Genomic DNA, 10,693 nt, shown 5'->3' on the forward strand with positions numbered 1-10,693 from the left:
AAGGGTCAGTGTTGCAGACCACCCTGTAGGAAATCGACAATAGCAAGCCGTGAACCAACGAAAATGGCTAGGTGCGATTGTGCTGACCGATACCGGAACCGGCCGGGTTGACGAGGCCCTTTCAATGGATGTGCCCCTATCTCAAGCGTATGGCGGGCGAAGGGTCATCGAACTAGATGTTGGCATATCCGATAAGGACTTCAACCAGCATTCCAAGGAACTCGGTGTCGACGTTAAGAAGGTTGCACCCTTACCCCCCGATAACGATACCTCTAAGCCTATTGATGTCCGCGCGTACGCTACGGTATTTGCTGATGTTCTGCGGCACCAGGGCCTGCCGGACGAAGCACTAGCGGCATTCGATCAAGCACTTAGTGCAGCAACCTACAACTTGCAATCTAAGGCGACCGTTAAACAGATCGGCGAGGCACTCACGACCCCAATTCCGCTAGAACGCCTACCGGAAACATGGTGGATGCGCTTCGATCGCTCCAGGATTGGCGATCTTATTCCGAAGCCACTCGTGTCGACCATGCCTCTTGGCGCGGGGCTAGTAGGTTCCAGATCCGTATCGGAGGTCACTACGCCTGAATCTACACCGACAAAGGCACCATTAGAGTTGCCGCTGATGCCGCAGTTCTCAACCGCAATACAATACCTGAAACAAGGCAAATACGTCCTGCCCAGAGCGACGTGGCAGGGAATCGTGGAACTCCAGGCCTACGAACCCGGCGATTCGCAGCCGCGGTTCTTTCTAATCGAAGAATATGCCATAACGTCGGCCCTTGGCAGATACGGCATGGGACGGACCGTCCGCACGTTCTCGTTGTTTCCTGGAGAGGCAACCGAAATTGTAATGAAGACTTGGCGAACCGACGACGCCAAGAGCGCTGCGGCGACCACAATCATGGACTCCTTCGGCACAACGTCTGCGAGCACTTTCAACACTCAGCTCGAAAAATCAGCCGGATCCAAGTCTGCCACGTCGACCGGTAACTCGTACACAAACGAGTGGCATGCGAGCGGAGGCTTCAGTCTGTTCGTGACCGCTGAGGCGGGCGGAGGTGAAACACGGGCCGAGCAAGCGCACTCTAGCCGAGAAAGGTTCGCTAGTGAATCAGCCAAGGCTGTTATGGAGCATGCTGCGACGGCAAACGCGAACCGCGATTCTACCGTGAGTAGCTCGCAGGAAATCCATACGGCGACCGGGCGCGAGGAAACAACGACCCGGAGTCTCCGAAACGTCAATCTTCGACACTGCCTCAATATCGTATTTCGGGAACTCAATCAAGAATACATTACGAACTTACATTTGGTCGGGTTTCGGGTCGGCTTTCAGAATGGGCGCATCGGTTCGTGGCGAGAAACCCCCCTAGCGGGATTGCGCGATTTTGTCGTGCAGTTTGTTTCCCTCGAGGAAGTGGATTCTGTTTGTAGCAAGATTGTCAGGTTATGTGCGAACGTTTTTGACGGTAAAGGGAAGCCAGTTCGTGTACTTGAGGAGATAAAATGGAAATCCGACGGATCCGATATTGAAGTTAGTGATGCAAAACCGGATGCAAACGGCGATTTCCCTCCGCCCGGCAGCATGCGTACGTATAGGTTCAAACCTGGCTGCCTTGGAGATCAGCAAAGCGTCGCTGGCGTTGTTCTCAACAGGACGACCGTCATACTTAGGACTGACAGCGTGGTGGCCGATGCGTTGCTGAGCAAGGGCGAAGCACTCGATAGCTACGCAAGAGGCAGGCAAGAGGCAGACGTCAAGGCTGCTGTGCTCTCGAACGAGCGCGCGAATGCCGAGGCTGCGGCGATCAGCGCATCTACTAGAAGGGCGGATGCAATAACAGAAGGGCTGAATGCCATCACGGATCCAATTCAGAGGGTCGAGGCATTCGGCAAGACCTTCCGTCCGGTGGTCGTGGATGGTCAATCCGTACATTTAAACGTCTAATAGGCAGCGGGATGACTTGCGCCACAACAACGCTGGGCAGGTTAGTTAACTCCTCGAGCGGTCCGTTTGGGTCGTGATCTGCCAGGGAGACCTAATGCCCCTGAGACCGCTATGTCGCACAAGTGATTACGGCACGGAGCCGGAAGGGTGCTAACCCATGAGCGATTCAGCCATTGTCGCCGGGTACAGCGGGATTACGGCGTCTGGAGCCGGATATACTGGGGCCGCTGCGGTCACCGGCTCAACTGGAGGAGCCTCAACGGCTCCTCAAGTTGATCATCAGCGCGTTGGCTATGAAGGCGTGGTTGCTGCCGGACCCCCGGTAATTGGCAACCTAGATGTTGGCTTTCTCCCGGTTGTAGGTCAGTTGGGCGCGAACACCACATCTAGATCTGCCCCGCCGGTCTCAGTTGACGACTCTAGGGTTCCCTCTGCTCCCCAGGGAGGCCCGTCCCTGTATGACAGTGCTCTAATTCCCCCGTGGCCCGGAAGGTCACGGGCCGGTGCAGCGGCGCTTTTCGGTTCGGCCGAGGAGCTAGAACCTACAATCAATACTACCGGTCCAGAGGATAGACCGCCGTGGTGGCCGGCGGCCACAAACGGTATTTCTTTTGAACTGCAGAGTGCCTGGGAGCTTCCCCCACCTTCCGGTGTTGTCGCAGAACTTCCGCTACCACAGACCCAGGTTCTGAGCTGGCTCCAGCACCACCGACAAGAGATCATTTCTGCGGAGCTAAAGTTCGGTGTGGATCGCCGTGCGATAGCAGGGGCAATTGCGTGGGAGGCATTGGAGAACTCACGCACTGCTTCCATACGTGCGGTGGGCCCCGGAAAGGTTCACGTCAACGCGGACGTGGTCACGGAGATTGAGACCTCGGGTTATCTGCCGGAGCGCTCATCGTCGGAGCGCAGTGTTCTGTTGCGCCAGCCTGGCCCCGCAATCGAGTACGTTGCCGCCATAATGTCGGCAAAGGCTAATATCGCCGAGGAGCTTGGATTTCCAAGCATTCGCAATAGGCCGGACCTCCTTGCCCAAGAGTATGTCGCTCGGAGCTTGCAAGAGTGGCGCGACCTGCTCGCGGAAAAGACCAGCAAAGAATTTGTCGTTGCCGAGGATATGGGACTTTGGACGGGTCGTCACCTGCCGTATCTCGAACGAGGTGTCGGTCGTCCGACCTCCGGGGTCCTCGAGAGGCGCGGCCATAGATAGGTGGCGAGGCATTGCGGAGTCGCGATCTGCATGACCGATGATAGGCTACCGGAGGTCTGGGCCTTACTAACGCGGATTTCCATGCCACGGGTTGACCTCAAGGTCTGAGGTGGTCGGATTACCTGCCGGCAGCGGAATCTGCTGCGGGTCGGGCTCAACGGGGATCGGCGCCACCCACGTTCGGTTCACTGGTTGAGTCCATCATGCTGTTCACTATCAGAATCTGCTCCGCACCATCGCTCAGGATGAGGGGCACCGCACCGGCCAAGGACCGGGCCCGCGGCCGGGTCATGGAGCTTCGCCACCAGGGCCTGCCCAGCCACGAGATCTCCGCCCGGCTGGCCATCGAAGGCACCCCGCTGAACCCCCGGCACCATCATCACCTCCAACATCATCGCCAGCGTAGGCTCGGCGGGTGATTCTGGCGCCCGTCGCTCGACGCCCAAGCGGATACGCACCCGAATGGCATCACGGTTCGCGTCGGCCTAGGTCGGCTATCGAAGCAGTACAGCAGTGCCACCTGCGAAGACGGCGTGATCTGCCAGTACCCGCCAGCTCATATCCGCGTTCGCATCGAAGAGCGCAGCCGGAGCGCCGTGCCTGACTCCCATTCAGCTGTTCCACAATGGAACACCTGGATCGCGCCCCGTCGGAATACCGGGTCACGACCCCGTGCTTCCAGCAGCAGATCGAGCGAGCCGCTCCTGCATTTCAAGGACGATCACCAGCGTTGCGGTCCGGCGGCCGAGCCGGCGCACGTGCGGAGTAGCTTCCCAGGCAGCATGGATTCGATCATGGTCGGGGCGACACACCGGAATTAACGACTCGTAGTCCTCTTCGCCGAGGTTGCCGTAGTCGAGGTGGTGCAGGTCGACGGGCCGCGCGCGGCAGACGACACAGGCGGCGAGTTCGTGGGTTCGTTCCCAGTGTTCGCGGAACCAGCGACGTTTCCGGGCGACCCAGGCCGGGCTGTTCATGTAGTCGGCGTACCGGCCGCGGCGGGGCCAGCGGCTGGGTGTCCAGGCCGATCCCGGGCGAGGCGCACGCACGTCAGTTCTCCTCGGGCGGTTCGGCGACCACCGGCTCCGCGGACGCGGTTCGCGTGATGGTGGATTCGACCTCCTCACGGCCGGCGAGGAGCGCCGTGCGGTCCTTGCGGCGGTAGTAGGCGGTCATCCGGACGAGCATCGGGTCCAGGCCTTTGTAGAACATGAGCATCGTGCCTTCGGGTAGGCCGCGGATCTCGCCGGTGGTCAGCACCGCTCGGGTGCGGGTCTGCTCCGAGTACGACCGGCCGGAGCCGAGGCCAAGCAGGCCGTCGCCCTTGCCGGTGGATGCCTGCCAGGAGGTTTCGTCGCGGTCGCCGGCGATGGCGGCGAAGTCGCGGAGGTTCTCGGCGTCGGTGACGCCGCCGAGGATTCCGGTGATGGTCGCCGAGTCCCAGATCGCCTTGGCTGCGTCGCTGCCCCAAGATCTGGCCATCTGCGCCCGTGACTGGATGACCGCGATCGTCACCACCCCGGATCCGCCGTACGCCGACACGTAGGTGGGCAGCGCCGGCAGCGGCGCCCAGTTCGCGATCTCGTCGAGCACCAGCGTCAGCGGCGGGTCCAGCCGTGACCTTGGTGAGTGGTCGGCCAGGTCCTTCGCGGTGCGGGTGATGTCGGCGACCAGGCACTGCAGAAGCCGGGACGCGGGGTCGTCGGCCTCGGCCAGCAAGTAAAGAGTGCCCCGGCTGGCCAGGAACGCGGTGGGGTCGAAGTTATCTCCCGGGCAGGGGTCGAAGCGGCGCCGCACCGAGTGCAGGTCCAGCCCGGCCAGGGACTTACCGACGCCGGCCCACACATTGCCGCGGAACTTGTCGTCGCCCTCGACGACCTGGGCCAGGGTGTCGGCCCAGCCGGGTTCGACCCGTTCCCCGGAGCCGGTGTCGCGGCCGTCCAGGTCCTGCAGAGCCGCGAGCGCGGAGCGGGCGGCCACTGCCGATTGGGACCACCGCCACAGGTCGTCGATGCCGGTGTTGGACCAGGCCGCGGCGTGCAGCAGGGTCTTGATGACCTTCTCGGTCCAGCCCTGCCAGAACGAGGCGTCCTCCACCCCGGAAGAGGACCCGGCCGCGAGCACCTGGGCGCGGGCCGCGGCGATACGGCCGTCGCGGCAGCCCTGGATCGGTGACCAGCGCACGATCTCCGGAAGCCCGTCCATCGACCCGTCGGTTGCGATCACGGCGACCGGTCCCACCTGCCGGCGCTGCGAGATCGTCACCGATAGCACGTCGGGTCGGGTGGAGGTCGCGACCACGGCGGCGGGGGCGTCGAGGATGCGGTTGTTCACCACGTACACGCCCTTGCCGGCGCCGGACGGGCCAAGCAGGACCACGGAGTCGCGGACGCTGGTCCACACGCTCACGCCGCGTGCGGTCCCCCAACACCAGCCCAATTCCCGCGGTGAGATCCGACCGTCAAGGGTGGGGCGGAGTTCGGGGGCGCTGCGCCGTAGGCGCTTCGGGCCGACCGCGGCCCGGATCGCCCGCGCGGTGGCCATCCCGGGCCGGCTCTCCATCTCAGCGAGATGGCTCCGGCGCCGGGTTCCGCCGCGCACCTTGACGACGGCGGCGACCGTCAACGCGACCAGCGCCGCGATCGAGATGGTGGTGATCCACCAGTAGGCCGGCGCGTCCGGCATCGCCGAGTCCCACGCCGCTGCCGGGTGGTCGCGGTCGGCGAGCAGCGCTCGGGCGCCCGAGGTGACTGGGCCGGCGGCGAACCCGTTCCCGCTCAGCAGGCTGGCGGCCTGGCCGCCCAGCCACAGCAGCAGGCAGCCGGCGACGACGAGCAGGACGATGCCGGTCACCGCCCAGTCAAGGTCGGCGGGACGGTTCGGGGTCTTCGCCTTCGGAATCAGCACACCCCTCAGTGCCGCCCGACGCGGTGACCAATCCAGCGGTCGCCCGAGTACCACCGCGGCAAATTGCCAGGACGAGCTGGCCCGAACCGATGTGCGCCAGCTCAGCTTCACACAGGGGCGCCGTTCGCTGCCGATCAGCCGGTCGGATCGGCTCCCCCGCTGCGCTCCGCCGCACGCCCACCCGACCGGATCCGCCGCGCCCGCCACCGCCACCCACCGCACCAATGGATTGGCGATTAACGGCGCCGACGCCTTCGCGGCCGAAGATTGGCGCGGGGCCCGAAATGCCTTGGTGGACAGGCCGCGCAGCGGCCTGACAGTTCGGGTCGCCCACATGGCTCCCCGCCCTTCCGGCGGGCCGACCGAGCGGTCGATGGTACGGGCTCGGGTCAAGGGCTGCGGCGATGCCGCCCAGTGCCGATCCGTTCGGGTGAAACCGCTCCCCCGCTTCGCTCCTCCACGGATCCACGCCGAACCGATCCGCCCCGGTCGTCATCGCGCCTTCGGCCCCTTGCCCCGACCCCCGATCACAGCCGTGATCGACCCGCCGGAAGAACGGCTGGCCCCGACAAACACCTGCCCCCGCGCGGCACCACCAAAAGGACACGAATCATGCCCACCACCCAGCATCACAACTCCACCGAGCGGCGAACCGTCCGGATCCCCGGCAGTCAGGACCACTCCGGCCACCACCCGATCACCGTCACCCTCCGCTGGGCCTGCCCGACCTGCGGCGGACCCCGCGGCGAGATCCGGCCGGCGATCTCCTACGACGGCTCCCGCCAGCTGGCCTGCGACGGCTGGACCAACCCCTGCGGACACCTGGACACCTACGCCGCCGTCCGTGTTGAGGCGCGGCACCACGACAACGGCTGAACGCCACCGACAGCTCCCAGCCGCCGACGGCACTACCGGGTGGCCACCACCGTCACCGATCGAAAGGACCGGAACCATGGGCTACCTCGTCCGCACCGTCACCGCGATGCAACTGCACCTCGGCGACGTCGTGATCCCCGACAAGGGACCAAGGCAGCACGTCACCCTGCACCGCATCCAGGGTGCCCACCCTGTCGTCGCCGTCCAGTACGCCGAAACCCCCGGCGCCACCACCCTCTACCCGCCCAGCATGCCGCTGCTCGTCGAGATCTCCGACGACCCGGCGCCGACCCCGTCGGCCGGGCGGAGTCTGTGATGACCGAAGTCCAGGAACATCACGCTCAGCTCCGCGCCTGGGCCGAGGGACTCTATGGCCTGGAAGCGGCCACCGAGCTGCTCATCCGCGGCTTCAACGGACGGTTCGCCGACCCCGGCTGCCCATGGGTGCATCCGACCGCCTCCGGGCACTGGATCGACTTCGACTCCATCCCGAGCCTGACCGGGGCCCTGTCCGGCGGCGAGCGGCGGTTCCTGCAAATCACCGCCGCCCTCGACGACGGAGTCACCACCGTCAATCTAGGCCGCTGCCTGGCCGGTCTGGACCGCCAGCACGTCCACCTCGTGCTCGCTGCGGTCGCCCACACCGCCGGTACCCACCAGCACCAACAGCTCACCGTCCGACACGACGGCGGCCTCACCGTCGACCGACCCGGACCTATGTCCCGGTGGGACCAGGCGCCGCCACCACCCGAGACGCCCAGCCGGGAAGGCGGAATCGGCCGATGAGCGCCTACAGCGGCCCTCACCCGTTGGCCGCAGCGGCCAGGCGTGCGATCCATACGAGCGTTCAGCGCCCGCCCAGCGCCGGTCAGCACATCCAGGCCATGGTCAGCATCGCCGGCGAGCAGCAGCTCCAACTCGACACCCATGGCTCGGGCAATCGCCGCGACTGGGGCGGACACATCGCGCTGTCCAGCGACAACCTGCTGATCTACCTGCACGACCAGGTCGCCGCCCGCATGTACGCCGCCGCCTGGATCGACGCCTGGTACATCGCCTCCCAGCTGCCCGAGAGAGTCGACACCAGCCCATCAACCCACGGCCCGGTCACCATGGTCCAGGCACACGGCTCGGATGCCGTCGACCATGTGCACGACGTCGCCCGGAACGTCGCCCTGATCAAGATCGGCGGGCTCACCTGGCGCATCCACGACCAGGCCGCCTGGGCCAGCACCGAGCAGAAGTGGCGGGAGGTCTCCGCGCTCGCCCCGATGGTGCTCCCGGTCCGCCGCTACGAGCCGTCCCGCAAGCCACCGACGACCGAGTACGAGCGTCCTGCAGGTGGCGAGAGTCGCGGTCCCGCGCCAACTCTGTGATCCGGGACAGGATCGCGTCAGGTCTCGACGTCGTAGTGCCGATGGACCCAGCACCGCGACCCGATGCCCGGTGTCGGTTGCAGCCAGGGAGGTCGCAAACCGGCCGGCAGTCCTCGTGATACCAGTCCCTCCCCCGCGACCTGGTACTCACCGTGACGGGCTGCCGGCAGGTTCCGCATTGCACGATCTTCGTAGGCATGACCAAATTATCGCACATCTGTTCGACTCGGACCCGACTTCGGGTCGGGGGCTCACGCACAGCGCCCAACCGGTCTCGTCGGCCTTCTCGGGATCCTCATTCGCCTGGGTCGTCGGTCTGGAGCCGTTCCAGGTTCTCCGCGGTGCGGCGGTAGGCCTGCTGCGTGTACTCCTCGATTTTGGACCGTTCGACCCGCCCATTGGTTGCGGCCGCCGATCTGGATCCCCTGTAGGTCACCGCTGCGAACGAGCGCGTAAGTCTGGGAGTCCGAGATCCGCAAGATCTCGCTTACTTGGGACAAGCGCAGGAAACGCGGCCCGTTCGACTCTTCGCTCACGTCCTCATCCTGCCCACCCCGACGACCGTCCGACCCTGAAACTCGCTCTGGCCTGGGCGTTTGTCCCCATGCCCGAAATTCATCCACAGTCTGGCGGCGCCCGTTGGCGGCCGCCGCGAAGGAGCACACAGTGAGCGCCATGTACACGATCACGATCAGCGTCGCCGGCATCGACCCGCAGACCTCGGGCGCTTCGGATCTGGAGCAGACCCTGCAAGCGGTCGAGCAGGGTCTGGCCGGCCGGGTCCAGCCGGGCCGGCGGGTGCGGTGGGAGATCGGCTGCCCGAGTGGCCGCACCGCGGTCGGCAGCCTAACCGTCAACGCCGCCGGCAGCGACGGTGGGCGAGAGATCGCCGAGCACCTCGAACTTGTCTGTGACGTCCTGACCGAGGAGGCCCGTGATGGCGGGGTTCGAGCCTGACATTGCCCAGCAGCCGTCGGTGGCCCGGTGCCTGGGCAGCGCGGTCCTGGTCCTCGTCGGCGCGGTCGCTCTCGCCGTCGTCCTGTACTTTCTCGTCGTGATCGGCGCGATCATCCTGGGCGTCGCCGCGGTCCTCGTGCTGGGCCGGTTCGCCGCGCGGTTGATGCCCTGATCAGCCGTCGGCGGCGGTCTGGGCGGTGTTGGCGCCCCAGAGTTCGGCCAGTTCTTCGATTCGCTCCCGCAGGCGTGGGTCGGGCAGGTGGGTGCGGCCGAGAGTGACCGGTCCGTGCAGGTTCTCGTTGCGGCCCAGTCCGACGGCGCCGCCGTCGCAGCGGTAGAGGGTGACGGTGTCGCCCCAGCTCAGCTGGTGGGTCTCGTAGTCGGTGGCGCAGGTGATCTCGGCGCCGTCGCCGAGAACGGCCCGGCCGCCGATGCGCAGCGCGCCGGAGATGGTCGCGGTGCCGCAGACGACCGCGTGACCGCCGATCTGCGCCCGCCCGGTCACCCAGGCGTCGTCGGTCACCAGGGCCTGGCCGTGGACCCCAGGCGTGGCCGTCCACGACGGCGCCGCCGGCGACGGTGGCGTCACCGAAGACCTGACCGTGTCCGGCGACCGAGGCGTTCCCGCGGATGACGGCCCGCCCGAACACCCAGGCATCGCCTTCGACGGTGGCTCGTTCGATGACGGCGGACCAGCCGGAGAGCACGGCGCGGCCGCGGACGGTGGCGGTGCCACTGAGCATGGCGTGTTCGGTCAGGATCGCGGCGTCGGCGACGGTCACCGCGCCGAGCGCGACGGCCTCGCCGCCGATGGTTGCCCGGTCGCGCACGTCCGCGCCGGCCGCGACTCGATCGGACGGCGAGATCCGGGTCAGGTCCTCGGCCGCCACCCCAGCCGGATCTGGAGCTTGGGACGGTCGGTGGTGCAGCAGCCGGGTGATCCGCCGGTTGACGAGCGTCATGGCGCCTTCCTCAGGTTCGGAATCTCTACTGTTTTCGGTTCCCGCGGGTTCGGCGGTGCCTGAATCCCCGGGATTGGATGCCGGACTGGGTCTCTCCTGACGGAGAACCGGATTGATGTTCCGTCGGGATTCTCGACGGTTTGGTGGTATTGTCGACGGATGCACTCTCCGAGTGAACAGTGCAGTCGATGAAGCTCGCGGTGGTGCGGAGCATCGGTTCCCCGCGCGGGTTGCGCACGGCGCAGGACGTCGAGGACTTCGAGCAGGAGATCGTCGATCAGTACGCGTTGTCGATGGCGGCCGCCGGCCTGAGCGACACTCATGTGCGGCAGACACGTTCGGTGGTCGTGGAGTTCGCGCGGTCGATGCCGGGTCCGTTGTGGTGGGCGGCGGGGGGACAACCCCACCCGGTACAGGCCGCGCCCCCCGCCGCGGGCCCCGCCCGGTGCAACCC

Annotated in this window: 12 protein-coding genes and 2 pseudogenes; 10 read left to right on the forward strand and 4 right to left on the reverse strand. The window is 65.8% G+C overall.

What is annotated here, in order from left to right; genetic code table 11:
* The first annotated feature begins 49 nt into the window (after positions 1 to 49).
* Positions 50 to 1,951 carry a hypothetical protein gene (locus tag ACOJUF_RS22330; RefSeq protein WP_420124014.1) on the forward strand — a complete coding sequence of 634 codons (1,902 nt, stop codon included), beginning with the start codon at positions 50 to 52 and terminating at the stop codon, positions 1,949 to 1,951.
* A 1,455-nt stretch (positions 1,952 to 3,406) separates the two neighbouring features.
* Positions 3,407 to 3,580 (forward strand): hypothetical protein, encoded by a 174-nt coding sequence (locus ACOJUF_RS22335; protein WP_420124015.1) that lies wholly within the window; start codon positions 3,407 to 3,409, stop codon positions 3,578 to 3,580.
* Positions 3,581 to 3,823: 243 nt separating this feature from the next.
* Here the strand turns inward: ACOJUF_RS22335 and ACOJUF_RS22340 are convergent, their stop codons facing one another.
* Together ACOJUF_RS22340 and ACOJUF_RS22345 are read right to left on the reverse strand one after the other, a co-directional pair.
* Positions 3,824 to 4,138, reverse strand: coding sequence for a hypothetical protein (locus ACOJUF_RS22340; RefSeq protein ID WP_420124016.1), 315 nt, complete (start codon positions 4,136 to 4,138; stop codon positions 3,824 to 3,826).
* A gap of 73 nt (positions 4,139 to 4,211) precedes the next feature.
* Positions 4,212 to 6,068, reverse strand: coding sequence for a type IV secretory system conjugative DNA transfer family protein (locus tag ACOJUF_RS22345; protein ID WP_420124017.1), 1,857 nt, complete (start codon positions 6,066 to 6,068; stop codon positions 4,212 to 4,214).
* A gap of 612 nt (positions 6,069 to 6,680) precedes the next feature.
* Here ACOJUF_RS22345 and ACOJUF_RS22350 point away from each other — a divergent pair.
* The 4 genes from ACOJUF_RS22350 to ACOJUF_RS22365 all read left to right on the forward strand — a co-directional run bounded on the left by ACOJUF_RS22350 (position 6,681) and on the right by ACOJUF_RS22365 (position 8,320).
* On the forward strand, positions 6,681 to 6,944 hold the full coding sequence (locus ACOJUF_RS22350) for a hypothetical protein (protein WP_420124018.1): 264 nt from the start codon (positions 6,681 to 6,683) through the stop codon (positions 6,942 to 6,944).
* A gap of 76 nt (positions 6,945 to 7,020) precedes the next feature.
* Complete coding sequence (locus ACOJUF_RS22355; RefSeq protein WP_420124019.1) at positions 7,021 to 7,260, forward strand: hypothetical protein; 240 nt, start codon at positions 7,021 to 7,023, stop codon at positions 7,258 to 7,260.
* Positions 7,260 to 7,730, forward strand: a complete 471-nt coding sequence (locus ACOJUF_RS22360) for a hypothetical protein (RefSeq protein ID WP_420124020.1) — start codon at positions 7,260 to 7,262, stop codon at positions 7,728 to 7,730. The genes ACOJUF_RS22355 and ACOJUF_RS22360 overlap by 1 nt, the downstream gene beginning before the upstream one ends.
* Entirely contained in the window at positions 7,727 to 8,320 is a 594-nt protein-coding gene (locus ACOJUF_RS22365) for a hypothetical protein (protein WP_420124021.1), read from the forward strand. Before ACOJUF_RS22360 ends, ACOJUF_RS22365 begins: the two co-directional genes overlap by 4 nt.
* 295 nt (positions 8,321 to 8,615) lie before the next feature.
* Here the strand turns inward: ACOJUF_RS22365 and ACOJUF_RS22370 are convergent.
* Positions 8,616 to 8,856 (reverse strand): annotated as a pseudogene (locus tag ACOJUF_RS22370) (helix-turn-helix domain-containing protein).
* Between the two features lie 130 nt (positions 8,857 to 8,986).
* Here ACOJUF_RS22370 and ACOJUF_RS22375 point away from each other — a divergent pair.
* A complete protein-coding gene (locus tag ACOJUF_RS22375) occupies positions 8,987 to 9,277 on the forward strand; it encodes a hypothetical protein (protein WP_420124022.1) in 291 nt (96 codons plus the stop codon).
* Entirely contained in the window at positions 9,258 to 9,449 is a 192-nt protein-coding gene (locus ACOJUF_RS22380; protein WP_420124023.1) for a hypothetical protein, read from the forward strand. The genes ACOJUF_RS22375 and ACOJUF_RS22380 overlap by 20 nt, the downstream gene beginning before the upstream one ends.
* On the opposite strand, the gene ACOJUF_RS22385 is transcribed toward ACOJUF_RS22380, so the two are convergent.
* Positions 9,450 to 9,800, reverse strand: coding sequence for a hypothetical protein (locus ACOJUF_RS22385; protein ID WP_420124024.1), 351 nt, complete (start codon positions 9,798 to 9,800; stop codon positions 9,450 to 9,452). It abuts the gene before it with no gap.
* A 25-nt stretch (positions 9,801 to 9,825) separates the two neighbouring features.
* Between ACOJUF_RS22385 and ACOJUF_RS22390 the strand changes: the two genes are divergently transcribed.
* Positions 9,826 to 10,302 carry a hypothetical protein gene (locus ACOJUF_RS22390; protein WP_420124025.1) on the forward strand — a complete coding sequence of 159 codons (477 nt, stop codon included), beginning with the start codon at positions 9,826 to 9,828 and terminating at the stop codon, positions 10,300 to 10,302.
* 125 nt (positions 10,303 to 10,427) lie between these two features.
* Positions 10,428 to 10,693 (forward strand): annotated as a pseudogene (locus ACOJUF_RS22395) (hypothetical protein); the annotation flags it as partial.

The sequence above is a fragment of the Nakamurella sp. genome (assembly GCF_048594475.1).
In the GTDB taxonomy this organism is placed as follows: domain Bacteria; phylum Actinomycetota; class Actinomycetes; order Mycobacteriales; family Nakamurellaceae; genus Nakamurella.

Excerpts from the sequence above, each read along its gene's own strand:
- ACOJUF_RS22335 (WP_420124015.1), top strand. The coding sequence starts at position 3,407 with ATGAGGGGCACCGCACCGGCCAAGGACCGGGCCCGCGGCCGGGTCATG.
- ACOJUF_RS22340 (WP_420124016.1), bottom strand. The coding sequence starts at position 4,138 with ATGAACAGCCCGGCCTGGGTCGCCCGGAAACGTCGCTGGTTCCGCGAA.
- ACOJUF_RS22350 (WP_420124018.1), top strand. The coding sequence starts at position 6,681 with ATGCCCACCACCCAGCATCACAACTCCACCGAGCGGCGAACCGTCCGG.
- ACOJUF_RS22355 (WP_420124019.1), top strand. The coding sequence starts at position 7,021 with ATGGGCTACCTCGTCCGCACCGTCACCGCGATGCAACTGCACCTCGGC.
- ACOJUF_RS22360 (WP_420124020.1), top strand. The coding sequence starts at position 7,260 with ATGACCGAAGTCCAGGAACATCACGCTCAGCTCCGCGCCTGGGCCGAG.
- ACOJUF_RS22365 (WP_420124021.1), top strand. The coding sequence starts at position 7,727 with ATGAGCGCCTACAGCGGCCCTCACCCGTTGGCCGCAGCGGCCAGGCGT.
- ACOJUF_RS22380 (WP_420124023.1), top strand. The coding sequence starts at position 9,258 with ATGGCGGGGTTCGAGCCTGACATTGCCCAGCAGCCGTCGGTGGCCCGG.